At 47.4% G+C, this 23,546-nt stretch carries 22 protein-coding genes; 15 read left to right on the forward strand and 7 right to left on the reverse strand.

Features of this window, described 5'->3' with window-relative positions:
• Window positions 1–57: 57 nt before the first annotated feature.
• Window positions 58–2,253 carry a YhgE/Pip family protein gene (locus tag ADU24_RS04475; protein ID WP_231689563.1) on the forward strand — a complete coding sequence of 732 codons (2,196 nt, stop codon included), beginning with the start codon at window positions 58–60 and terminating at the stop codon, window positions 2,251–2,253.
• 101 nt (window positions 2,254–2,354) lie between these two features.
• Here ADU24_RS04475 and ADU24_RS04480 read toward each other — a convergent pair whose 3' ends face one another.
• Window positions 2,355–2,654, reverse strand: a complete 300-nt coding sequence (locus ADU24_RS04480) for a hypothetical protein (RefSeq protein WP_053365499.1) — start codon at window positions 2,652–2,654, stop codon at window positions 2,355–2,357.
• A gap of 318 nt (window positions 2,655–2,972) precedes the next feature.
• On the opposite strand from ADU24_RS04480, the gene ADU24_RS04485 reads away from it, so the two are divergent.
• The 4 genes from ADU24_RS04485 to ADU24_RS04500 all read left to right on the forward strand — a co-directional run bounded on the left by ADU24_RS04485 (window position 2,973) and on the right by ADU24_RS04500 (window position 7,417).
• Window positions 2,973–3,707, forward strand: coding sequence for an MBL fold metallo-hydrolase (locus ADU24_RS04485; RefSeq protein ID WP_053365500.1), 735 nt, complete (start codon window positions 2,973–2,975; stop codon window positions 3,705–3,707).
• 72 nt (window positions 3,708–3,779) lie between these two features.
• On the forward strand, window positions 3,780–4,769 hold the full coding sequence (locus ADU24_RS04490; protein ID WP_053365501.1) for a lipoate--protein ligase: 990 nt from the start codon (window positions 3,780–3,782) through the stop codon (window positions 4,767–4,769).
• 178 nt (window positions 4,770–4,947) lie between these two features.
• Complete coding sequence (locus ADU24_RS04495) at window positions 4,948–6,510, forward strand: fatty acid--CoA ligase family protein (protein ID WP_053365502.1); 1,563 nt, start codon at window positions 4,948–4,950, stop codon at window positions 6,508–6,510.
• A 130-nt stretch (window positions 6,511–6,640) separates the two neighbouring features.
• Window positions 6,641–7,417, forward strand: coding sequence for an enoyl-CoA hydratase-related protein (locus ADU24_RS04500; protein WP_053368776.1), 777 nt, complete (start codon window positions 6,641–6,643; stop codon window positions 7,415–7,417).
• A 447-nt stretch (window positions 7,418–7,864) separates the two neighbouring features.
• Here ADU24_RS04500 and ADU24_RS04505 read toward each other — a convergent pair whose 3' ends face one another.
• The 4 genes from ADU24_RS04505 to ADU24_RS04520 form a co-directional block, all read right to left on the reverse strand.
• Entirely contained in the window at window positions 7,865–8,929 is a 1,065-nt protein-coding gene (locus tag ADU24_RS04505; protein WP_053368777.1) for a DUF871 domain-containing protein, read from the reverse strand.
• Between the two features lie 81 nt (window positions 8,930–9,010).
• Window positions 9,011–10,384 carry a PTS transporter subunit EIIC gene (locus ADU24_RS04510; protein WP_053365503.1) on the reverse strand — a complete coding sequence of 458 codons (1,374 nt, stop codon included), beginning with the start codon at window positions 10,382–10,384 and terminating at the stop codon, window positions 9,011–9,013.
• A gap of 11 nt (window positions 10,385–10,395) precedes the next feature.
• Window positions 10,396–11,280, reverse strand: coding sequence for an N-acetylmuramic acid 6-phosphate etherase (murQ, locus tag ADU24_RS04515; RefSeq protein WP_053365504.1), 885 nt, complete (start codon window positions 11,278–11,280; stop codon window positions 10,396–10,398).
• Between the two features lie 217 nt (window positions 11,281–11,497).
• Entirely contained in the window at window positions 11,498–12,346 is an 849-nt protein-coding gene (locus ADU24_RS04520; RefSeq protein WP_053365505.1) for a MurR/RpiR family transcriptional regulator, read from the reverse strand.
• Window positions 12,347–12,525: 179 nt separating this feature from the next.
• On the opposite strand from ADU24_RS04520, the gene ADU24_RS04525 reads away from it, so the two are divergent.
• The 6 genes from ADU24_RS04525 (at window position 12,526) to ADU24_RS04550 (ending at window position 17,855) form a co-directional block, all read left to right on the forward strand.
• Window positions 12,526–13,260 carry an AzlC family ABC transporter permease gene (locus ADU24_RS04525; RefSeq protein ID WP_053365506.1) on the forward strand — a complete coding sequence of 245 codons (735 nt, stop codon included), beginning with the start codon at window positions 12,526–12,528 and terminating at the stop codon, window positions 13,258–13,260.
• Entirely contained in the window at window positions 13,250–13,555 is a 306-nt protein-coding gene (locus tag ADU24_RS04530; protein ID WP_053365507.1) for an AzlD domain-containing protein, read from the forward strand. Before ADU24_RS04525 ends, ADU24_RS04530 begins: the two co-directional genes overlap by 11 nt.
• A 127-nt stretch (window positions 13,556–13,682) precedes the next feature.
• Window positions 13,683–14,954, forward strand: coding sequence for a M48 family metallopeptidase (locus ADU24_RS04535; RefSeq protein WP_053365508.1), 1,272 nt, complete (start codon window positions 13,683–13,685; stop codon window positions 14,952–14,954).
• A gap of 210 nt (window positions 14,955–15,164) precedes the next feature.
• Window positions 15,165–15,623 (forward strand): hypothetical protein, encoded by a 459-nt coding sequence (locus ADU24_RS04540; RefSeq protein WP_053365509.1) that lies wholly within the window; start codon window positions 15,165–15,167, stop codon window positions 15,621–15,623.
• Between the two features lie 238 nt (window positions 15,624–15,861).
• A complete protein-coding gene (locus ADU24_RS04545; RefSeq protein ID WP_053365510.1) occupies window positions 15,862–17,052 on the forward strand; it encodes a M14 family metallopeptidase in 1,191 nt (396 codons plus the stop codon).
• 134 nt (window positions 17,053–17,186) lie between these two features.
• Window positions 17,187–17,855 (forward strand): SOS response-associated peptidase, encoded by a 669-nt coding sequence (locus ADU24_RS04550; protein WP_053365511.1) that lies wholly within the window; start codon window positions 17,187–17,189, stop codon window positions 17,853–17,855.
• Between the two features lie 69 nt (window positions 17,856–17,924).
• On the opposite strand, the gene ADU24_RS04555 is transcribed toward ADU24_RS04550, so the two are convergent.
• Window positions 17,925–18,161, reverse strand: a complete 237-nt coding sequence (locus tag ADU24_RS04555; RefSeq protein ID WP_053365512.1) for an IDEAL domain-containing protein — start codon at window positions 18,159–18,161, stop codon at window positions 17,925–17,927.
• A 205-nt stretch (window positions 18,162–18,366) separates the two neighbouring features.
• Between ADU24_RS04555 and ADU24_RS04560 the strand changes: the two genes are divergently transcribed.
• Complete coding sequence (locus ADU24_RS04560; protein ID WP_053365513.1) at window positions 18,367–18,939, forward strand: competence protein ComK; 573 nt, start codon at window positions 18,367–18,369, stop codon at window positions 18,937–18,939.
• Here the strand turns inward: ADU24_RS04560 and ADU24_RS04565 are convergent.
• Window positions 18,936–19,319 carry a hypothetical protein gene (locus ADU24_RS04565; protein WP_053365514.1) on the reverse strand — a complete coding sequence of 128 codons (384 nt, stop codon included), beginning with the start codon at window positions 19,317–19,319 and terminating at the stop codon, window positions 18,936–18,938. The genes ADU24_RS04560 and ADU24_RS04565 overlap by 4 nt on opposite strands.
• Before the next feature lie 290 nt (window positions 19,320–19,609).
• Between ADU24_RS04565 and ADU24_RS04570 the strand changes: the two genes are divergently transcribed.
• The 3 genes from ADU24_RS04570 (at window position 19,610) to ADU24_RS04580 (ending at window position 23,541) form a co-directional block, all read left to right on the forward strand.
• Window positions 19,610–21,604, forward strand: a complete 1,995-nt coding sequence (locus tag ADU24_RS04570; RefSeq protein ID WP_053365515.1) for a S9 family peptidase — start codon at window positions 19,610–19,612, stop codon at window positions 21,602–21,604.
• Between the two features lie 427 nt (window positions 21,605–22,031).
• The gene (locus ADU24_RS04575; RefSeq protein ID WP_442853752.1) at window positions 22,032–22,856 is read left to right on the forward strand and encodes an LCP family protein; all 825 of its coding nucleotides are present in this window, start codon (window positions 22,032–22,034) and stop codon (window positions 22,854–22,856) included.
• 76 nt (window positions 22,857–22,932) lie between these two features.
• Window positions 22,933–23,541 carry a TVP38/TMEM64 family protein gene (locus tag ADU24_RS04580; protein WP_053365516.1) on the forward strand — a complete coding sequence of 203 codons (609 nt, stop codon included), beginning with the start codon at window positions 22,933–22,935 and terminating at the stop codon, window positions 23,539–23,541.
• The last annotated feature ends 5 nt before the right edge of the window (window positions 23,542–23,546 follow it).

Consider the following 23,546-nt stretch of genomic DNA (forward strand, 5'->3'; position numbering starts at 1 on the left):
TATTCGTCGTGTGACCAAATGAACAAAATAGTCACTTATTTTTGGGAGGCATCAATTGTGAAGAACAACATGATGAAACAGGAACTTCTTGCTGTTTTTAAAAACCGCAAACTGCTAATTCCGCTCATTGCCGTCATGTTCATTCCTGTTTTATATTCGGGGATGTTCCTGTGGGCATTCTGGGATCCTTATGACAAGCTGCCTGAACTGCCGGTCGCTGTCGTCAATAGTGACAAGGGAGCCGAGTTCAACGGCGACCAGCTTCAACTTGGCAACGACCTCGTTGAAAAGCTGAGGGACAGCAAGGAATTTAATTTCAAGATCGTTGGCAAAAAAGAAGGGTACAGGCAGCTCGAAAACCAGAACTATTATATGCTAATCGAGATTCCCGAGAACTTTTCCGAAAATGCAACAACCTTGCTGGAGGATAATCCGGAAAAACTCAGCTTGATATATGTTCCAAACGAAAGCTATAACTTCCTTTCCGCGCAAATCGGGGGCACGGCCATTGAGAAAATTAAAGCCTCGCTTTCCGAAAAAATCACGGAAACCTATGCGGAAACGATGTTTAATAAAATTGGCGACCTTGCTTCGGGTGTTGAAAAAGCGAGCGAAGGAGCCGGAAAGTTAAATAACGGGGCGGTGGAGCTGAAGAATGGCTCCGATGAACTGAATAAAGGCCTGCAAACACTCGCTTCAAAAGCAGTCGAGTTCTCCGAAGGGGTGAACAAGGTAAATGCGGGAGCAGGCAAACTAAGCGAGGGAACGAAACAGTTAGCAACGGGGCTTTCCGGGCTACAGGCCGGCCATAAAAAAATTACTGCCGGTACCGAACAGTTGAAGAGTGGTGCGGACCAGCTTGCCGCAGGAGCTTCGCAATCAAGGCAGGGGCTTGAAACACTAAATGGCAAAATGCCTGAGCTCGTTAATGGGACTGCCAAGCTTCAAAAGGGGGCGAATGAACTTGCTGCGAAAACAGGCGAATGGCAAAAAGGCTCACAGGATGCAGCTGCAGGGGCAGCGGTACTTGACGAGAGTATCGGCGCCATGGTCCAACAGCTTCAGCCATTGATGGCCGGCCTTCCGGAAGAACAGCAAAAAGTATTCAATGCCAAGCTACAGGCGCTTAAAGCCGGAAGCGCGCAGCTAGCCGCCGCTACAGGACAGCTTAGTGATGGAGCCGGAAAAATCCAATCCGGCGCCGGGGCGCTTGCCAGCGGGCTTGGCGAGCTGAAGCAGGGTGAAATACAGGCCCAGCAAGGAATTGGTGCACTTGCAAAAGGAAGCGCCGAGCTTGAAGCAGGTGCGAAAAAACTTGCTCAGGGACAGGGAGATGTCCTTTCCGGCCTGAAAACGTATGAAGCGGAATTTGCAAAGGCCAAGGCGGGCGCCGATGAGCTTGCAGCGGGAGCATCTGCGCTATCGGGCGGTACCGGCCAGCTTGCATCCGGTACAGGCGCTCTTCAATCGGGTTCCGGGCAGCTCGCCGCCGGTTCGGAAAAGCTGGCACAAGGGACAACTGCCCTCGCAGATGGTTCCAAAGAGCTTGCCGATAAGCTATCCGATGGGGCCAAAGCAGCTTCCGGCGTCAAAGCGGATGATAAAACGTACAACATGATGGCCGACCCGGTCAAGGTCGATAATCAGAGGATTAACACCGTACCGAACTATGGCACTGGCTTCGCGCCATACTTCCTGTCACTTGGGCTGTTTGTTGGTGCGCTGCTCCTGTCAATTGTGTTCCCATTAAGGGAGCCGGCTGGAGTGCCAAAGAGCGGCATCAGCTGGTTCCTCGGGAAGTTCGGGATTCTTGCGGGAACAGGCATTATCCAGGCGCTGCTTGCCGATGCAATCCTTTTGGGCGCGCTGGGCATTCACGTCAAGAGTATTCCGTTATTCATCGGATTCTCAATCGTAACGAGCCTGACCTTTATCGCGCTCATCCAGTTCCTTGTTACAACAATGGGAGACCCTGGACGCTTCATCGCGATCATCATTTTGATTCTGCAGCTGACAACAAGCGCAGGGACATTCCCGCTCGAATTGATTCCGGACTTCCTGCAGAAATTTAACGCCTTCCTGCCAATGACGTATTCGGTTGCGGGCTTCAAGGCTGTCATCTCAAGCGGTGACTTCGCCTTCATGTCGCATAACATGCTTGTATTGTTTGGCTTCATGGCCGCGTTCGTCCTGGGAACGCTGGGGTATTTCACAACCATCCATAAGAAAAAATTCGCCGCCATGGCGAATTAGAATCTGGCAGCCGCCCTATCTTAGTGGGCGGCTGTTTTTTATGATTTTTTCATAGTTTGTGTAAGATTCATAATCAGAATAATTCTATTCAAAAGATAGATTTAATTTTTCTTAAACAAAACCTTTATAATTCCTTTTCTTATTAAAAAGAATAGGGAAATAATCAAAAGCATTCTACTGATAGCAGGAATAACTGTGAATACTATGTCTGAGAAAAAGTCTATTAAAGTACTTTGGAAGCCTGCAGCATTAACAGATAGAATGAATATAAATGTATAAATCGGGGCAATTGCTATTATTGCGGAAAATATTGACCACTTTATTTTTTTAAGCAAAATAAAATTTATAGTGGCGCTAACTGCTAAAATAAAATCCCATGATGCACTTCCGATTCCGAACATGATCTAACCTCCGTCAATGTTAATTATCAGAGGGCTTAATATTTAGTAGAGTTATTTATAATCATCTATGAGACTAATTATATAAATATTTTTAACAAGAAATATATTTTTGAAGTTTCCAAGTACCAGTTTCCTGTTTTAAAGGTAGGGTAACTTTTATATGGCATATGGGGTACATATTAGCAGGTTCTGTTGAGAGAATCTCATAAGGAATCCCAGGAAGGGTACAATGTGAAAATCTAAACAAGATACATGAAAAAGTTTGCTTTTTTGAGTATAGTAAATACTAGGAAAATCAGCGATAATGAGGTGGAATAAATGAAATTGACGGTTATTGGCTTCTGGGGCGGCTACCCTAAGAAAAATGGAGCGAGCACCGGCTATTTGCTAGAGCATGACGGCTTTAAGCTGCTTATTGATTGCGGCAGCGGTGTTTTGGCGAAGCTGCAGAATGTAGTCCAGCCCGAGGAATTGGACGCGGTCATCCTTTCACACTATCATCCGGACCATATTGCCGATATCGGTGTTTTATACCATGCGAGGCTGATTCAGGGATTTCTCAAAGGAAAACTCCCTGCGCTCCCGATTTATGGCCATACACAGGACGAGGCTGAATTCAAAAAGCTAACCCATGATGGCGTGACGAAGGGTATTGCCTACAAACCGAATGCGGGACTCAAGCTTGGGCCTTTCGACATTTCTTTTCTAAAAACAGTCCATCCTGTCCCATGCTATGCGATGCGGTTCGAAGCGGGCGGAAAATCCGTTGTGTACACCGCGGACACAGCATTCAAGGAGGAGTTTATTCCGTTCAGCAAAAATGCGGATTTGCTGCTGTGCGAATGCAATTTTTACGCAAATCAGTCCGGCCAGGGCGCGGGCCATATGACGAGCACCGAAGCAGGCCGCCTTGCGGAAAATGCCGGGGTTGGCGAATTGATCCTGACCCATTTGCCGCATTACGGAAATGTTGAACAGCTCGTGGATGAGGCGTCAAAGGAATTCCGAGGCAAAGTCCGCCTCGCCGAAGAGTTCATGGAAATCGAATTGTAATGACCTTAGGGGGTTAATTTTTTGGCTGCCATTTAAAAGCCGCCAGACAAATAGAGAAAAGGGGAATGGATTATGCTGTTCATTGACAATAAAGGAATTACCGACCCGCGCATCAATTTGGCAATCGAGGAATATGCACTGAAAAACCTTGATATCGACCAGACTTATTTGCTTTTTTACATAAACGAGCCGTCCATCATCATCGGCAAAAATCAGAATACGATTGAGGAAATCAACACGGATTATGTCGAGGAGAACGGTATCCATGTTGTCCGCAGGCTCTCAGGCGGCGGCGCGGTTTACCACGATCTTGGCAACCTGAATTTCAGCTTTATTACGAAGGATGACGGAGAAAGCTTCCATAACTTCAGGAAATTTACGGAGCCGGTTGTTGCCGCACTCGCAAGGCTAGGCGTGAATGCTGAATTGAGCGGCAGGAACGATATTGTAGCCGAGGGGCGGAAAATATCCGGCAACGCCCAATTTTCAACGAGGGGCAGAATGTTCAGCCACGGTACACTGCTTCTCGATTCCGAAATTGATGCTGTCGTTTCGGCACTGAAGGTGAAACAGGACAAGATTGAATCAAAAGGAATCAAGTCGATCCGCAGCCGGGTTGCTAATATTTCCGAGTTCCTGGACCGGAAAATCAGCATGGAGGAATTCCGTTCCCTGCTTCTGAAGTATATCTTCGATGGAGTAGAGGATATTCCCGAATACGTCCTTACAGAAAGCGACTGGGAAAAAATCCACGAGCTCTCGAAGGAACGTTACCAGAACTGGGATTGGAATTATGGGAAATCGCCGAAATTCAATCTGCACCGTACACGCCGTTTCCCAATCGGGTCCATTGATGTAAGGCTTGAAGTGGAAAAGGGGATTATTGAAAACTGCAAGATTTATGGTGACTTTTTCGGGGTCGGCGAGGTAGGAGAAATTGAGGAAAAATTAAAAGGGATCCGCTATGACCGATCGGAAATCGATCGTGCGCTTGAGGGCATTGACATCAAGCACTATTTTGGGAATGTCACGAAAGAAGAGTTCCTCGAGCTGGTTTATTAATTGGAAAAATAGCCTCCGCCTGGCTTGTGGTGGAGGTTTTTGTCGTTTTTAAGTAGGACGAACGCCGCAGTAAAACTTGAAGATAGAACCCCTCATTCTCTATAATGAATTTAGAATATTTTTAATTTTACAGGCGGTTGAATGGTAGGCCGATTCACGCCTGAAGGGGGAGAGGGAGTTGAACTTATCGTCCAAGCTTCACGAAACGGCGCAAGCAATACCCGAAAAACCAGCCTATTATTTTATGGGAAGCGAAACATCCTATGGGGAACTGGATGCCGCGATTACGAAGTTTGCATCGGGGCTTGAACAGCTGGGAATCAAAAAAGGGGACCATATCGCCCTTCTTCTAGGAAACTCACCGTACTTTATCATTAGCCTGTACGGCGCAATAAGGATGGGTGCCACGGTCATACCTGTCAATCCAATCTACAGTGCGGACGAAATTGGCTATATCCTGAATAACGGGGATGTTAAGGCGGTTGTCTCGCTCGATCTGCTGCTCCCCCTAGCCGAAAAATCCCACCATCTGCTCCCTAAGATCGAACATTATATTATCTGTGATTCCAATCAGCCTGAAGCTGCCGGGATTAACAAAGAAGAACTTTCACTATATCCAAAAATGAAGGCGTTTACAAACGTGCTGGCTGCCGGACGGCTTGATTATAGCGGGCCGGAATTGCAGGAAGATGAGACTGCTGTCATCCTCTATACGTCGGGTACTACCGGAAAGCCGAAGGGCGCGATGCTCACCCATAAGAACCTGTACAGCAATGCCATTGATATTGGCACGTATTTAAAAATGGATGAGAATGACCGGATTATCACAGTCCTGCCAATGTTCCATGTTTTCTGCCTGACGGTTGCTTTAAACGCTCCGCTAATGGTTGGCGCGACGATGCTGATTGCACCGAAATTTAGCCCGAAGGATGTTTTTGATATGGCCAGGGACCAAGGAGCAACGATTTTTGCCGGGGTTCCGACGATGTACAATTTCCTTTATCAATATGATGCCGGTAATCCGGATGATTTCAGGAAGATGAGGGTTTGTGTATCCGGGGGGGCCTCCATGCCTGTCGCCCTGCTTCTTAATTTCGAGGAAAAATTCAATGTCCGGGTTTCTGAAGGGTATGGACTGTCCGAAGCCTCCCCGGTTACGTGCTTCAATCCGCTCGAACGGGAGCGTAAGCCTGGATCAATCGGCCTGTCGATTGTGAATGTGGAAAACAAGGTTGTCGACGAGCTGGGCGAGGAAGTTCCGCCAGGGCAGGTTGGCGAGCTGATTGTCCGGGGGCCGAACGTCATGAAAGGCTATTACAAAATGCCTGAGGAAACTGCCGCAACGATACGTGACGGATGGCTCTATACAGGGGACCTGGCGAGGATGGATGACGAGGGGTATTTTTACATCGTCGACAGGAAAAAGGATATGGTCATCGTGGGCGGTTACAATGTGTATCCGCGCGAAGTCGAGGAAGTGCTGTATGACCATGCGGACATTATTGAGGCCGCAGTCGTCGGCATTCCAGACCCGGATTTCGGGGAAGCTGTCGTTGCCTACGCGGTTTCGAAAAACCAGGAATTAACGGAAAGGGAATTGCTTGACTATTGCGATGAACGGCTTGCAAAATATAAGGTGCCATCAAGGATTGAATTCCTTGAAGAATTGCCTAAGAATACGACTGGTAAAATTTTGCGTAGGGCGCTCAGATCGCAGGTTATTGAAGCTGCGAAGCGGTAGATTTATAGCCCTAAAAGGAAGATTAAGAGATTAAAGTTTTCATAGCAGGAAAGGGTTTTAACATATAGGGTAAGGGGCAGGCTGCCAGTGTCTGCCCCTTGCCAATGCCAACTCGGAGGGAATGTGGATGATGGATCAGATTTTATTTGAACAAAAAGGGCATATCGGAATCATCACGATCAACCGCCCGGAAGCGATGAATGCTTTCAATTATGATACGCTGGTCAGGCTTCAGGAAGTTGTTGAGGAAGTGAGCGAGAACAACGATGTACGGGTTGTGATTTTCACTGGTGCCGGCGAAAAGGCATTCAGTGTCGGGGCGGATCTTAAGGAAAGAAAGACGTTGACGATTGAACAGGTACTTCGGAATGTAGGGAAAATCAGTGAGGTATTCAATCTTGTCGACCTGATGCCGCAGCCGACCATCGCTGCCATCAATGGATTCTGTTTCGGAGGCGGGATGGAGCTTGCTCTCGCTTGCGATTTCCGGATTGCCGAGGAAGGCATCCAGCTTGGCCTAACCGAAACAAGCCTGGCTATCATTCCGGGTGCAGGCGGGACGCAGCGGCTGCCAAGGCTGATTGGCCAAGCGAAAGCTTTGGAACTGATCCTTGGCGCGCATAGGCTGACTGCCGGGGAAGCGAACAAGTATGGATTATTGACGCGGATAGCCGGTGAGGGGAGGGCGATGGAGCTAAGCCTTGAATTTGCCGCCAAGCTATTGAACAACGGACCGATTGCCCTTCGCCAGGCTAAGCTTGCGATCAAAAAGGGAATGGATACCGATTTGCAAACAGGATTGAAAATCGAGCGGCAGGCATATGAAGGACTGATCCATACGGAAGACCGGGTGGAGGCGCTTGTGGCATTCAGCGAAAAAAGGAAGCCAAATTTCCAGGGGAAGTAAGTGGATAAGTAGTATAAAGCATTGGCAGCGGCTTGCCTTGGGATATCAAGACCGTTTCGCTAAGCTACGGGAGTCAAAACGGTCATGACAGAGGTTCTCAAGACCGTTTCGCTAAGCTACGGGAGTCAAAACGGTCATGACAGAGGTTCTCAAGACCGTTTCACTGAGCTATGGGAGTCAAAACGGTCATGACAGGAGTTCTCAAGACCGTTTCGCTAAGCAACGGGGGGCAAAACGGTCATGACAGAGGTCCTCAAGACCGTTTCGCTAAGTTGTGGGAGTCAAAACGGTCATGACAGAGGTTCTCAAGACCGTTTCGCCAAGCTTGGGAGCCAAAACGGTCTTGACCATTGTGAAAAAGGACCAACAACTCGAGTTTTACAGACAAAGAGCCAGCGCCGAATCCCGGACAGCTGGCTTTTTACTATTTTCAAAGGGTCAATCCCCTTAAACCCACCTCAGCATGAATTTGCATCCGCCTTTGATGAACGGAAGCAGGGGGAGATCTTCTTCAATCATTCTTCCAACGACGTTGACTTTTTCATCTGCGGGCAGGTCTGTTTTCGTAATTTGCACTTCGCCCTGGTAGCGGCCGTAACGTTCATTGTCAATTGTAATCGAGCCTGTTACACGCTCAACCGTATTGAGTGGCGGCACGTTCTTGCTGCCAATGAGTGCATACATCCGGGATTCCATTGAACGGATGACATCCCGGGCGCTGTCCTGGCGGTTTGACTGGGTGGCCGCGAGCGTTTCAAGGAGATTTTGGTCTCCTGTAAATGGGCGGGCGCGGAGATAAAAAACGCCATCCCTAAACGCGGAAAATTGCTGAAGCACCGTGTCGGACACGCCCGGGTCGCCGATGAGGATTTTATCGACGCCTTCATTTTCCTTTAGGTCCAAATAGGCAGCGAAAGGCGACGAAAACCTGTGGTCCTCCAATGTCGGAAGCCCCTGGTATAAAGGGCCGCGCCTTGTTCCGTCTCCCGGAACGAACGCCATGACCGTAATTCCCTCATTCCGAAGCAGGCGATTTTTCTCTCTGAAACTTTCCCTCCCAAGACCTGTTTCAGGCCTTGGGTAAAAATTGTGCCATGCTTCTACGGAATCCGTTTTTAGTCCGTGGGCTTTCAGCGCACTGATTTCCTCAGAAGTTAGCGTGCTCGCATTCAGGGCTACCTTCATTTTTTGTGAGAGGAGGGCGATGGTTTCGGGCTCGACCCCATAATCGACGCGAAGCCCGCTGAGCCCCCAGCCAAGCAGAGTATCGGCGGTTTCCCATGTACAGCCGAGGTGGCGAAGTGAATTCGGTGATATATCCGGGATCAATTCCATATCAAGTTCCCGGGCAAGTTTGCCTAGATCCATCAGTTGTTTGCGGTAAACGGCAGGATTATCTTCGGGGATATGGAGGGATGTGAAAATCGAGTTGAAGCCATGCTCCTTCATTTTTCGGATATAGGCTTCCTGGCTGGCAACAGGCTCTGATAAATAGACGGAAATTCCTAGCATACTCAAAAACTCCTTTCCTTTCAGAAAAAAAGACCTGGCACCCTGGTGAAGAGTGCCAAGCCACATTATATTGTTCCTCTTTTAAATATTATCGGCCATTTCCTCTTTGAAACCAAACAGGTAGGTGAAAATAAAGCCGAAAGCGTAGGCAAGCAGGATGCCGAGCAAGTAAAGCAGATATTTGTTATCAACAATTAGCGGAGTCAGGGAAAGCCCTGATACGCCGATGCCGCCCGCGCCAGTCTTCATGACCGCCTGGAATGCACCGCCTACCGCGCCGCCCATACAAGCCGTAATGAACGGGCGTCCAAGCGGAAGCGTTACCCCGTAAAGGAGCGGTTCGCCGATTCCAAGGAATCCGACAGGAAGACCACCCTTGATTACGTTGCGCAATCTCTTATTCTTTGTTTTTACGAAAATCGCAATCGCAGCACCAACCTGTCCAGCTCCAGCCATTGCGAGAACCGGAAGCAACGGTGTGTTTCCAAGCGAATTGATCAATTCCAGATGGATTGGAGTCAAGCCGTGATGCAAACCGACAATAACGAGCGGCAGGAAGAAGCCGGCAAGAATCGCACCCGCGACAACACCGCCAACATCAAGGATTGCTTTCAGGCCGGTCGTGATTCCGTCAGCAAGGACTCCCGCGACTGGCATGATAACGAATAGTGAAAAGAACCCTACAATTAAAACCGTAATAAGGGATGTAAAAATAATATCAATTGAACTCGGAACAACTTTTCTAACACGTTTTTCAACGACCGTCATTAGCCAGGCAGCAAATATTACGCCAAACAATCCACCGCGGCCCGGTATGAGCGCTTCACCAAACAACTTGATTTCTGCAAGCCCGGGGCTGAACAGGACAATACCGGCAATCGCACCGAGCACCGGGGTTCCGCCAAATTCCCTTGCTGTGTTCCAGCCGACAAGGACAGCCAGGGATCCGAATACGGCGCCGCCAAGGACAAGCAGGATTTGCATCCATGTCTGGGTCGGGTCAACGCCCGCGTTTTTCGCGAAGTTGGCTGCCCCGTTGATGATACCGGAAGCAACAAGGCCTGGAATGAGCGGGATGAAAATGCTCCCAATCCGGCGGAGCAGGTTCTTGAATGGCGTGCTGTTTTTCTTTTTGATAGCCGATTGATTCAGGGCCGCCCTTTCTTCAAGGGTTAAATCTTCCGGATCCGCTTCTTCGCCAACAACCAATCCGGTTGACTGGCTCATTTCAGCGGCGACCTTGTTGACCGTGCCTGGGCCGACAACGATTTGCAGGTTGTCATCCTCGATAACGCCCATGACGCCGTCGACTTTTTTCAAAGCCTGGATGTCGGCCTTGGAATCATCCTTCAGGTCTAGGCGAAGGCGGGTCATACAGTGGGCCAGTCTCCTAACGTTGTCCTTGCCGCCGATATGCTGAAGGATATCATTGGCCATACGTTGTTCTTTTTTCACGTTTACTCCTCCTATTTTGTCTTTCTAATAAAACCGTTGGATTGGCCAAGTTTCTCCGCGGCTTCCTCATACGAACAGCCCAGGAGAATCATAACGATTGCCGCCTTTACATTTTCATTTGCCTTTTCGTAAAATTGGGCGGCGGTTTCATAATCTGTTTCGGTAGCCTGCATGATAATCCGCTTTGAACGTTCAACCAACTTTTTGTTTGTTGGCTGGACATCTACCATCAGATTTTTATACACCTTGCCGATCCCGATCATGGATGCGGTGGAAATCATATTCAGGACAAGCTTTTGCGCTGTCCCGGCCTTCAGCCTTGTCGATCCGGTCAGGATTTCTGGCCCTGTTTCGACCTCTATGGCGATGTCGGCGTACTTGCTGATTTCACTGTTTTTATTGCAGCTGAGGCTGACGGTAGTCGCCCCTTTTGCTTTGGCATGCTTCAACGCGCCGATTACATAAGGCGTGCGGCCGCTTGCGGCAATGCCAATGACCGTGTCACTCTCGTTGACGGAAATGTTGTCCAAATCTTCGATACCAAGCGTCTCGTTGTCCTCTGCGCCCTCGACCGCTTTTGTGAACGCTTTCATTCCGCCGGCGATTAAGCCCTGGACCATCTCGGGCGGGGAACCGAATGTTGGAACGCATTCAACCGCGTCAAGCACTCCAAGCCTCCCGCTTGTGCCAGCGCCCAAGTAAATCAGTCGTCCGCCTTTTCGGAAGGAAGAAATAGTCTTCTGCACGGCCTCCTCAATCCGGGGAATTTCACTTGCCACAGATTGGGGAACGGTCAGGTCTTCCTTGTTCATTGTTTCAAGGATTTCCTTTACCGACATAAGGTCAAGGTCCATTGTCTTCGCGTTCCTTTTTTCTGTTGTCAACTTATCAAGCATGGAATCATCCTTCTTCTTATAAATGCGTACACCTCTATTTTATTCCAGTGAAATTTAAAGTCAATATAATTAATAATTTTAAAGAACTGTAATTTCAAATAATTAAATTTTTAAAAAATAAAAAACGCCTGCCATATAGAATGGCAAGCACCTGTTTTAGAATGAGTATTTTTTAAAAAGCAAAGAATTTCCCTGCTGGTTTAAACGCTTCGAATCATCACCGCCTTAGCTTTATAACCTCGTTCCGCGCTTCGTGGTAATGTTCGACGACTTTTTCGCCGACAAGGTTGAACACGCTTAAGTAAAGTGCATCAATAATATTCAGCTGCGTCATCCTCGAAGAAATGGTTCCAATCCGGAAATCCTGTTCAACCGCTGGTGTGCAGAGCCGGATATCAGCCAGTTTATATAAAGGGGATTTATCCAAATTTGTGAGTGCGATGACGATAGCACCTTTCTTTTTGGCGAATTCGGCAAGCTCGAGGACATCCTTGGTTTTTCCAGACATCGAGATGGCCACGAAGATGTCATTCGGTGACATGTAGGGAATAAGGGACAGCAGGTAATGGAAATCATGCGCCATGACCGAATGGTATCCCAGTTTGGAAAATTTATAGTGTGCATCCAACGCCGCGGTTGCCGAGCCGCCGACTCCGAAGAAAATCAGTTTTGATGCGTGGGATACTGCCTCGACCGCCCGCTCAAGCTCCTTCCTGTCAAGGGAAGCGAGCGATGATTCGATTGCCGATTTATTCGTATATGTAATTCTGTGGAACAGGTCGTACGGAGAATCCTTTTGCTGCAGGATTGAAAAATCGGTCAAGCTCGTGCCGGACAGAGCATTGTGTTTCGCCAGTTCCAACTTGAACGCCTTAAAGCTCCCAATCCCAATCGACTTGCAAAACCGGACGACACTCGATTCACTGACCCCGGTCTTTTGTGACAAATCCTTTGTAGTCATGTTCGGGACAAATTCTGGATGGCCGATAATATATTTGCCGATCATTCGCTCGGCTTCCGATAATTTCTCCAGTTCCCGCTCTATCCTAGCCAACAGAGTATTCACATTTTCCAGCTCCCAGTTTTTAATTAGCTATTACCATCATAGGGTGAAAGGTGCCTCGGCGCAATATTCATGGGGAAAGCCTTCCAGTGAAAATTTCGGGCTGTCCATTTCCTGAAAATTTGATAAAATGTATTTTTAAATAATGGTTATTCATGCATACAAGAAACGGGGGATTGGAAATGGCGGAAACAACGGCGGGGAGAATTTCTCCTTATTCCGATTTTAAAGCCGGCTCACAGGCCGGGGTCAGCATCGCAATCGGCTATTTTCCGATAGCCCTGACATTCGGGCTTTTGGCTAAAACTGCAGGACTATCAATTGGGGAAACCTTTCTTATGAGCCTTGTGGTGTTCGCGGGGGCATCCCAGTATATTTCATTAAGCCTGCTTACCCTTGGGACTGGCATCTTTGAAATCGTCCTGACAACCTTCATCGTCAATATCAGACATTTCCTGATGGCAACTTCACTGAACGAGAAGGCTCCGGAAGGGGATATCGCCGCAAAAGCTGTTTATTCTTTCGGCTTGACCGATGAAACCTTTTCGGTTGCCGCGACGAAGGAAGGTGAGGTCCGAAAAGGGTATATGTTCGGACTTGTGCTCATCTCGTATTCAAGCTGGGTCATTTTTTCCGGAGTCGGCCATTTGATTGGCGCGAACCTACCGAAAACCCTTCAGGAGAGCATGGCGGTCGCCCTGTACGCGATGTTCATCGGGCTGCTCGTCCCTTCGATGAAAAAAAGTGTAAAAGCCATTTACCTTGCAGCGATGGCGGCTTGCTTCAACACGATTTTTACAATGGGGAAAATCCTTGAACCGGGCTGGGCCATTGTCATTGCAACCCTTTTGGCCGCAATCATCGCTGAAACTGTTGTTTACCTGAAAGGAAGGAAGGTACCTGGCCATGAAGAGTGAGATTGTCTGGATGATTATCGGCATGGGGATTGTCACGTATGTCCCGCGGATGCTCCCGTTTGTCCTTTTTAAAGGAAAGGAATTGCCTCCTTTTTTGCAGGGCATTTTAAAAAATGTTCCATACGCAACGCTCGGCGCGCTTATCTTTCCGGGTATACTTTTCATTCATGAAGACATAAGGTACGGGCTGATTGGCGCGGCAGCCGCTTTCATCGCCGCCATCCTCGGTGCGAATGTCATTGTCGTCGTCCTCGGCTCGATTGCCGTTTTAACCGTCTTTTCGGGAATGCTATAAGAAACGCCGGTTCCACGCGGGCCGGTTTTTCTTTTGGAGAACATATAAAACAAGGACAAACTGTTCTAAACACATCCTTTTTTACTAAACTAATAAGAGATAGGCTGTACAAAAAGGAGGACAATTTATGGCAAGGAAGATGGGGGTCTTCTCAATCCTGGCTTTTGTGCTTTATGGACTTTTTTTTTATTGGTACCTGTTCCATTTCTCAAGTTCCTCCCTGCCGTTTGAATACCAGGGGACGAGCGCCGACCCCGTCACATTCATGAATGGACGGGAGCTTGTGCTTACCGAAGAATACTCGAAAATAAGAAATTTGCTGTTCTTTCTGTCATCCCCGTGGGAATGGCTGTTTTACATTCTCATATTGCTGACAGGGCTGAACAATTGCTTTAAACGCTGGGCTGAGGAGGCGACAAAGCGGAAATTCCTTAAACTGCCGATTTATTTGTTCTGGCTTTCGTTTGTAGGTTACCTTGCCGCCCTTCCGCTGGGATATATCAGCTATTCCCTTTCCAAAACGTACAATATATCGACCCAAACGTTCCCATCCTGGATGAAGGATGAACTGATTGATTTCTGGCTCAATTACGGCATGCTGCTGATTATCGTGCCTGTTTTGTACTTTCTTTTAAAAAAGAGCCCAAAGCGCTGGTGGTTGTTCGCCTGGCTGCTGTCAGTCCCGTTCACATTGTTCATGATGTTCCTGCAGCCTGTTATCATTGATCCGCTGTACAATGACTTTTATCCTTTGAAAAATAAAGAACTTGAAGCGAAAATCCTCGACTTTGCCGCCAAAGCCCATATACCGGCAGAGCATGTGTACGAGGTTAATATGGCTGAGAAAACAAACGCGATGAACGCCTATGTGTCAGGAATCGGCTCCAATTCCCGAATCGTCCTTTGGGACACGACGCTGAACAAACTCACAGATGACCAAATCCTGTTCATCATGGCACACGAAATGGGGCATTACGTGGAGAAGCATTTGTACATTGGCATTGCGGGATATTTGCTGTTGTCGCTCCTCGGCCTTTATTTAGTGCATACACTCATGCATCAAGTGCTGGCCAAATGGGGGAGGGAGACAAAAATCCCGTCTACTTCTGATTACCGGAGCCTCCCGTTGATTTTGCTGCTCCTGTCGATGCTCATGTTCATCTCAAGCCCATTGTCGAATGCGGTGTCACGCTACCAGGAAGCAAGGGCCGATACGTATGCGATTAATATGACAAAGAATCCGCGTGCGGCCATTGGAAGCTTCCAAGAATTGACCCGGGCGGGACTGAGCCAGGTGAATCCGCCCTTCCTTGTGAAAATATTCCGTTACGGCCATCCTACGATGCTTGAAAGGATATCCATGCTTGAAGAGTATGAAGTGAAGCACCGCGAGGATTAATTTGAAAAAATAAAGAATATGGTGGGGCCGGTAACTCCGGCCCTTTTTTTGTCGTCTAGATATAAATATGGAATAGATTTTTCAGGCCTTCTTCTAAATATGAAGCTGAATTTGTAAGAATAGTATTAGGCCTTATATATGGCTTCCAAGAATGTATACTCGGCTTTTTAATTTTATAATATGATGATTTAACAGAAGGAGGCGGGAAGAGTGAACCGATTTGTTTATTTTGGAGTTATGGGTTTGATTATTATTGCAGGATTGGTCTTCTTTTGGAATCAAGCAAAAGAAAAAGAAAAAGAAACAACTTTCGGGGAAGCAATTTCAACTGAATTCGAAAAAAATTCAATCAATAAAATAGAAATCGACAGGTACATTAAAGATAAAAAGGGTGGTCTTACGCAAAAAAAAGTAACGATAACTAATAAAGATACGATTTTAACGTTACTTGAAGAACCTTCTTCTATGAAATTAAAAGAAATCGATGCGACTCCTGGGATTGACTATGCGTTGACTGTCTACACTGATAATAAAGTGGAAGTTGATTCTATTATTTTTGGTGATGGATTGATTAATATAGCAGATAGTTATTTTGTAATAACGGACGCTGAGAACAAACTTGAAAAAGTAATCAAAAAGTTAGATCTTGACTGGGAAACGAAGAAGTAAAAGAGGTAAGTTTGCTGAAGCATTCCTTTGTGCTCGTAATTCCTTCGGGCATGGGCGAACTAAGGGAAAGTCATTCAGTGTCCTGCGAGTCCTTATTTTTCCTTGCCGGGATTGCCCTAGGCGCTTGCGCATTTTGTTCTGCCCCAACTAATATCGTGTCTTCATAGCCCTCGGGATAAAGAGCCATTCCACTTCATATAGTTACCTGAGTGATTGTTTAAATGGGGGGCGAAGCGGGATGGAGGTTACGGTAAGGAGAGGGGATTCTTTCTGGTATTACAGCCAGCTGTATAAAATTCCCCTCCAGCTCATAACGCATTCAAATCGGAATATTAATCCAGCGGCGCTTTCGATTGGCCAGAGGGTGCAAATCCCCGGATTTGTCGCAACCGGATATCAAATAAAGGCGGGAGATACATTGTGGGGGATTGCCAGAAGCCGGAATCTTCAGCTTGATGTGCTTCTATTGGCCAATCCAGGAATCAACCCAAATCGGCTCCGAATTGGACAGATGGTTCGCCTTCCAACAAGGATAACCTGGAGGCTCGTTCAGGGGAGGCGGAATTATGACCACGGGGCAATGGTGAATGATTTAGGCAGGCTGCAGAATGTGTATCCTTTTCTCAAGGTGGCATCAATCGGGGATACCGTAGCCGGAAGGACTATTCCTGAAGCCCTCGTCGGCAGGGGAGGAAAAAGGGTTCACTATAATGGGTCCTTTCATGCGAATGAATGGATTACTACCCCAGTCCTAATGACGTTCCTGAATGATTATCTTTTAGCCTTAACCAACCAGACAGGCATTAGGGGAAGGGCGGCTTTGCCGTTATACCGGCAGTCCACGCTATCGATTGTCCCCATGGTAAATCCCGACGGAGTCCATTTGGTCCTGAACGGGCTCCCTGCAAATGATCCATGGAGGAGTAGGGTGATTGCCTGGAACAGGGGTAGCACAAACTTTTCAGGCTGGAAGGCAAATATTCGGGGAGTCGACTTAAACGACCAGTTTCCTGCTAAATGGGAGCTTGAACGCGCACGAAATCCTAAAGTGCCTGGCCCCCGGGATTACGGTGGAGAAAGGCCGTTGTCGGAGCCTGAAGCGATTGCCATGGCCAATTTGACAAGAAGGCGCGATTTTTCCAGAGTAATCGCTTTTCATACCCAGGGACAGGTTATTTATTGGGGGTTTGAAAATCGTGAACCGCCGGAATCTGCCGCGCTTGTCAGGGAATTTGCCAGGGTGAGCGGCTATGAACCGGTGAAGACAATCGAAAGCTATGCGGGGTACAAGGACTGGTTTATCCAGGATTGGCGACGGCCTGGTTTTACAGTTGAATTGGGGAGGGGGACAAACCCACTGCCGATTTCCCAATTTAACCAAATTTATGAGGAAGCGCTTGGCATTTTATTGGCAGGCCTGTACGTCTGACATTTTTTTGAAATAGGACTGGTTGAAATTTTTCTCGCTCTACCAAAAACGCTGTGGCAGCATACTATCGGAACGGTTCCTTTTGCCGTCTGTTCATGCTAAAATTTTGGCAACATGAACGGAGGCTGATGGGCATGTGTGGTAGATTTTCGTTGATTACAGATGTATATGCATTGATGCGGCACTATCAGTTCGAGTTTGAAGGTGAGCTTGAGCCGCGCTACAATATCGCTCCAGGAACGGATATCCTGGCGATTGCCTCCTATGGGGGAAAGCGGCTTGGGGGCGAGTTGCGCTGGGGGCTGATTCCTTTTTGGGCTGACAATGAAAAAATCGGCTACAAAATGATCAACGCCCGCGCCGAGACGGTACATGAAAAAGCCAGCTTCCGGAACCCCCTTAAATCAAGGCGCTGCCTTATTCCAGCGGACGGGTATTTCGAATGGAAAAGGGAAGGAAAAATCAAGCAACCATACCGGTTCATTAATAAGGATAATAGCCCTTTCATGTTTGCTGGGCTTTACGACCGATGGGACAAAGGGGGAACGCCGGTTTTTTCCTGCACGATTATAACAACGGCGGCGAATGAAAAAACGGCAGAGATTCATGATCGGATGCCGGCCATTCTCACCCCTGATGAGCAGGATATCTGGCTTGACCCGGCGGTGAGTGATACCATGGCGCTTACCTCTCTTTTAAAACCTTATCCTTCCGAAAAAATGGCCTTCTATGAGGTTTCGACATTGGTCAATTCGGCCAGGAACGAAGACAAGGAAATCATTGTTCCGTTGAACAGCAAATAATAAGGTACAGCGAAGGAGCCAGATAATCTACAAAAAAATCCGTCCCGGCATGAGGGACGGATTTTTGGGCTAAGCCCCATATCTCTTTTTTAATTTGGCCAAGGAACGGGTCAGTTTCATAAATGCCGGTTTGTCGCCCTGATCAAGTGCTTCGTCGATTGTACGCAACAATTTTTCCTTTTCAATGTTCAACTGGATTTCATGCAGCAGCATCTCAATGTATAGCTCCTGAAGCGACGATTGTTTTGCCTTCTCCCTTTTCATGGCGCCGATTTTCATCAGCTCAGTGTAGGACTTCTCATTCATTTATAATCCCCCCTGCTGCTTTTTTTAATTATATTGCCATCGGGGACCAAAATCAACCAAGTTTTTATAATTTTCAGATAAATTTTTAACGTTTTGTGCTTATATTTATGAATAAATTCGTAACATTTTCATAACACTGAGAAATTATGGGAGAATAATGGTATGATATTTCCGTATATTAACATATTCTATTAGGAGTGAGGAAATGAGGCAAAGACAAATCGAAGAATATGAAATCAATCCATGCACCATGTTCATTAAGCCGTTCGTGTATGGAACGAAGGTTTACTCGCAGATAGTCGAAGTCAGTGATGAGTACCTTTCGCCGTTCAAACCCATCGAGATTATTAAAAAGAGCTGCGAATATTTCGGGAGCTCTTTTGAGGGGCGCAAAGAAGGGACAAAGCAGCTCATCGGAATTACCCATAAGGTTCCCATTGCCATTGACCCCACGAACTTCATCTATTTTTTCCCCACCACCTCGCCAAACCGGCCAGAGTGCATTTGGATTTCCCATGAACATGTATTGCACCACAACCGGACATCTACCGAAGACACGCTCGTCACTTTCCAAAATAAACATTCCTACCCGTTTCCTGTTTCATATAGTTCTTTTGAAAATCAATTGCTGCGCACGGCATTGTTGCGGACAAAATTAATGCAACGAATAGAACATATGGAGAGAAAGTCCTTTTATCTCCAAAAGTCAAAAATGATGGAAGCATCCGAAAACCATCGTGAATATGGACAGTTTATTGATTACCGGAACAGGAGTTAGCGGATGAATTCGCCCGGACGGGACAGATGCCTGCCAAACAAATAATACCCCATCAGCTCCTGGACTTTGTTCCGGATACGTGGATTAAAGTAGTTATGGTATTCCTCATACCCTTTATAAAGGAACAGGAACATTGTAAAAGCATCGTCCCGTTTCGTTTCCATCACTTTCAATTGATGGGCTTTCATATACGCTTTCACCTCCGCAAGTTCCTTCTGGACCACCTTCATTGTCTCCTCAACCAATTCCAGGTAGGGTTTCCTGAGCTTGAACGGACTCGCTTGAATGACGGAAAGATCCCGGTTCAGGACAGTCAGCACCATTGGCAGATAAATGGCCTGCTCCATCACATCCCGGTCTTTTTCAGGTATTCTTGTCATCGTCCCACGGCTCCCTTCATCAAAAACGGAACATTTGTTCGTATTTATCATACAAAATCTGTTTGCAATTCGCAATAGCGGGGAAGCGGGCCCGGATCTTTTTTATCGAAAGAGTTTTGAAAATCCTTTTCTTTTTGAAAAATTCCGCGCTTTCCAATTGGGTAGTATTCCTCTTATTCCGGCATTTTATTGAAAATGAAAAGAATTTTTCCTATTTTAAAAAAATAAGAAGGAAAAAGTATTTCTGTTATCGAAATACTTACTTACTACATAAAGAAGGTGGGAAAATAATGGGCGAGACAGGAATCAAAGCGGAGCATTTATATGAATTGAAATCGGCTGCAGACCCGAGGCTTTCACCTGATGGAAAGGTTTGCGCCTATACGGAAACAAGCATTTGCGAGGAAAAGGGAGATTACTTTTCAAATATTTTCACAGTGGGTGCAGACGGCGGCAAGCAGCCGGTGCAATGGACTTATGGAAAAAATAAAAACCATTCGCCGCGCTGGTCCCCGGATGGCGCGAAGCTTGCGTTCGTATCCAACCGTACCGGTAAAAATCAAATTTATGTCATCGGTGCGGACGGCGGGGAAGCGAAGCAGCTGACCGACCTTCCGAACGGGGCGGGCTCACCCGTATGGTCCCCGGACGGCAAGCAAATCGCTTTCCAGGTGTCGGTGGAACTTGGGAAAAAGCTGACTGATAAAGAAGAAGAAAAGAAGGACAAAGACAAGAAAAAGCTTGAGCCGCTTGAAGTCACCAGGATGAAATATAAATCGGATGCGGAAGGTTTTTGGAAAGGAAAGTACAAGCAAATCGCGGCTGTCGATGTGGAAACAGGCGAAGTCAGCCAGCTGACGGACGGGCCGAACGATCATTATCTGTTTTGCTGGGCTCCTGATGGAAAGCGGCTTGCCGTTGGCGCGGACTATAGCGAAGACAAGGATAATTCGTTCAGGCTGGATCTGTACTTCCTTCAGCTGGAATCAGGCGAGCTTAAGAAGGTTGAGTCGGGTGAATTGTCCTTCTCGAATGCTTCCTGGTCGCCGGATGGAAGGACGATCGCCCTTTCAGGCCATAACATGGAGTATAAAAATGCAACATTGTCGAGGGTTTGGCTGTACGATGTTGAATCGGAAACCTTTACTTGCGTAACCGGCGATCTTGATGCGACGGTCGCTCCCGTACTCGGAGGCGATTTCCTCCAGGGGACGGTTTCACCGGGAATCCTTTGGGCGGATGACAGCAAGAGCTTTTATTTTATCGTCAGCGACCTTGGAAACACGGTTGTTTACTTCGGGAACGTGGATGGGGAACTATACCCTGCCCTTCTTGACAATCAGTATGTATACGGGATGTCGCTTGACGGCAAAAACCAGCGCGCGGCGGTCGCCATCAGCAGGCCTGATGAGCCGGGCGACATATACATGCTCGAGATTACTAGCGGCGAATTGACAAGGCTAACAGAGATCAATGAAGAATTTTTGAAAACAAAAACCCTCTCCGTGCCGGAAGCAATCAGCTTCGAGGCGGAAGATGGCGTCGAGCTTCATGGCTGGATCATGAAGCCGGCTGGATTCGAAGAAGGGAAGAAATATCCGCTCATCCTTGAGATTCACGGCGGCCCGCACACGATGTACGGAAATACGTACATGAATGAATTCCAGATCCTTGCCTCAAGGGGATATGCCGTTCTTTACATCAATCCGCGCGGAAGCCACGGCTACGGCCAGGAGTTTGTCGACGCAGTCCGGTCCGATTACGGCGGTGGTGATTACAGGGATTTGATGAGGGCGGTCGATTATGCCCTTGAAACGTATGATTTTATTGATGAAAACCGCCTCGGGGTTACGGGTGGAAGCTACGGCGGGTTCATGACCAACTGGATCGTCGGCCACACGAACCGTTTCAAGGCGGCTGTTACCCAGCGTTCGATTTCGAACTGGGTCAGCTTCTATGGGGTTAGCGATATCGGCTATTATTTTACAGAATGGCAGATTGGCTCAGGCCTTGAGGATATTGAGAGGCTGTGGAAGCATTCGCCGCTCGCCTATGTAGAAAACATTGAAACACCGCTGCTGATCCTCCACAGCGAGAAGGATTACCGCTGCCCAATCGAGCAGGCGGAGCAGCTGTACATCGCCTTGAAGCGCCAGAAAAAGGAGACGAAGTTCATCCGCTTCCCGGAGGAAAACCATGAGCTTTCAAGGAGCGGCAGGCCGAATCTGCGGATTGCCCGCCTGAATTATATTGTCGACTGGTTTGATGAGTATTTGAGTAAGTAAGCAGATTTGCTTGCTTGCGGTAAAAGCAAATGGGATGTCCTGATAGTATCGAATATGATTTATATGAAAAGCCGTCCGTTTTTGCGGGCGGCTTTTTGGGTTTCGGACAGCAATCCACGTTTTGGGCGGGAGTGTGTTCGAATCGAATGAGTGAGCAAGTCCAGTCCGGGGCATTTCTTGAATAATCGACTTTTTTCATCATCAAATTAGGAATACGGAGAAAAAATTGATAAGATAAATCCATCTAATCATGCCGTATCAGCTTTATCAGACAATGCACGACACCAATGTCGAATTTATAAGATTGGACGGGATTAACATGAGATATGAACAGAGGCGTAAAAGAAAAAAGAGCGTTTGGAAACGAATTCTCGGCATCATTGCCCTTCTTGTTTTGAGCATAGGGGCTTACTCGTATTTTCAATATATGCAAGGCGTTAAGCAGTCTGAAAAAGTAATCGGCGATAAGAAAAAAGTTGAATACACATTTTCGGGAAAAAAGGACCAGTATGGCGGCACCAATATCCTGCTCCTTGGCATCGATAAGGACGGCGGCAGAAACTCGCGGTCCGATTCAATCATGATTGCCCATTACAATGAAGCAAAAGGCACATACAAATTGACATCGATCATGCGTGATTCGTATGTGGACATTCCGGGTCATGGGAAGCATAAAATCAACGCTGCTTTCGCAATTGGCGGGCCTGAGCTTTTAAGGAAAACCATCAAGGAAAATTTTGATTTGGACATTCAATATTATGCAATCATCGATTTTCAGGGCTTCGTCCAACTGATTGACGAAGCTTTCCCTCAAGGTGTTGAAATCGATGTGGAAAAAAGGATGAGCGAATACATTGGCGTGAAGCTCGAGCCGGGGCTTCAGCGCCTGGACGGAAAGCATCTACTGGGCTACGCGCGCTTCCGCCACGATGCAGTCGGGGATTTTGGCAGAGTTGAGCGACAGCAAAAGGTGGTCGGCAAGGTTGCCAGTGATTTGTCCAGCTTTGAAATGTTGCCAAAGCTTCCGAAGCTGGTCGGCATTGTCGTCCCGTTTATCAACACGAACATGGACAAGGGCAACATGCTTTTCATGGCGAAAGGCTTCATTGGAAAAGGGAAAGAGGATATTGAGACATTCCGTATCCCTATAAAAAACGGCTATACAGATGACCGCGTGCGCGGGGAAGGTGCTATCCTTCGGATTGATGTGCAAAAAAACCGCGACGCGCTTCACCAGTTTATTACAGAATGATGATATTTTGCCCCCGATAGATTAAAAAAGAAACAAAAGGGATATAAAAAAAGAAGCTGGCTATAAGGAGTTTCAAATGGATGTCGAACTATTGAAATCATGGTTTACGCTCGAAAATATTATGGATCTTATCGGGGAGTACAGGTCGTTCGGTCCAATCCCCGGAATCCTTTTGCCAATGCTTGAAGCGTTTCTGCCATTCCTGCCGTTATTCCTGTTCGTGATGGCGAATGCGAGCGCATTCGGCCTTTGGTTTGGATTCCTTTATTCATGGGTGGGTGCCTGTACGGGAGCCATGCTCGTTTTTATCCTATTCCGGCGCTATGGCCAAAGGCGTTTTCTTGCCTTTTTGCAAAAGCACCCTGCAGTCAGGAAGCTGATGAACTGGGTCGAACGCCACGGATTCGGGCCGCTGTTTCTCATGCTGTGCTTCCCGTTTACTCCTTCCGCGGTCGTAAACATTGTTGCCGGCCTGTCAAAAATCAGCATTAAGCAGTATATGCTGGCTGTCCTTGCGGGTAAGATGGTAATGATTTTCACCATTAGCTTCATTGGCTACGATATCCGTTCGCTCTTTACCCAGCCAATCAGGACGCTGGCTGTAGCCGCCATCATCTTTATTCTCTGGCTTGCCGGCAAGCAGATTGAAAGAAGGTTGAACATGGCAACTAGAAAGCGCGAATGAAATTT

Source organism: Bacillus sp. FJAT-27245 (assembly GCF_001273955.1).
In the GTDB taxonomy this organism is placed as follows: domain Bacteria; phylum Bacillota; class Bacilli; order Bacillales; family Cytobacillaceae; genus Bacillus_D.

Excerpts from the sequence above, each read along its gene's own strand:
- ADU24_RS04575 (WP_442853752.1), top strand. The coding sequence starts at position 22,032 with ATGCAAGGCGTTAAGCAGTCTGAAAAAGTAATCGGCGATAAGAAAAAA.
- ADU24_RS04570 (WP_053365515.1), top strand. The coding sequence starts at position 19,610 with ATGGGCGAGACAGGAATCAAAGCGGAGCATTTATATGAATTGAAATCG.
- ADU24_RS04490 (WP_053365501.1), top strand. The coding sequence starts at position 3,780 with ATGCTGTTCATTGACAATAAAGGAATTACCGACCCGCGCATCAATTTG.
- ADU24_RS04480 (WP_053365499.1), bottom strand. The coding sequence starts at position 2,654 with ATGTTCGGAATCGGAAGTGCATCATGGGATTTTATTTTAGCAGTTAGC.
- ADU24_RS04500 (WP_053368776.1), top strand. The coding sequence starts at position 6,641 with ATGGATCAGATTTTATTTGAACAAAAAGGGCATATCGGAATCATCACG.
- ADU24_RS04550 (WP_053365511.1), top strand. The coding sequence starts at position 17,187 with ATGTGTGGTAGATTTTCGTTGATTACAGATGTATATGCATTGATGCGG.
- ADU24_RS04560 (WP_053365513.1), top strand. The coding sequence starts at position 18,367 with ATGAGGCAAAGACAAATCGAAGAATATGAAATCAATCCATGCACCATG.
- ADU24_RS04505 (WP_053368777.1), bottom strand. The coding sequence starts at position 8,929 with ATGCTAGGAATTTCCGTCTATTTATCAGAGCCTGTTGCCAGCCAGGAA.
- ADU24_RS04580 (WP_053365516.1), top strand. The coding sequence starts at position 22,933 with ATGGATGTCGAACTATTGAAATCATGGTTTACGCTCGAAAATATTATG.
- murQ (WP_053365504.1), bottom strand. The coding sequence starts at position 11,280 with ATGCTTGATAAGTTGACAACAGAAAAAAGGAACGCGAAGACAATGGAC.
- ADU24_RS04545 (WP_053365510.1), top strand. The coding sequence starts at position 15,862 with ATGGAGGTTACGGTAAGGAGAGGGGATTCTTTCTGGTATTACAGCCAG.
- ADU24_RS04485 (WP_053365500.1), top strand. The coding sequence starts at position 2,973 with ATGAAATTGACGGTTATTGGCTTCTGGGGCGGCTACCCTAAGAAAAAT.
- ADU24_RS04555 (WP_053365512.1), bottom strand. The coding sequence starts at position 18,161 with ATGAATGAGAAGTCCTACACTGAGCTGATGAAAATCGGCGCCATGAAA.
- ADU24_RS04535 (WP_053365508.1), top strand. The coding sequence starts at position 13,683 with ATGGCAAGGAAGATGGGGGTCTTCTCAATCCTGGCTTTTGTGCTTTAT.
- ADU24_RS04565 (WP_053365514.1), bottom strand. The coding sequence starts at position 19,319 with ATGACAAGAATACCTGAAAAAGACCGGGATGTGATGGAGCAGGCCATT.
- ADU24_RS04530 (WP_053365507.1), top strand. The coding sequence starts at position 13,250 with ATGAAGAGTGAGATTGTCTGGATGATTATCGGCATGGGGATTGTCACG.
- ADU24_RS04525 (WP_053365506.1), top strand. The coding sequence starts at position 12,526 with ATGGCGGAAACAACGGCGGGGAGAATTTCTCCTTATTCCGATTTTAAA.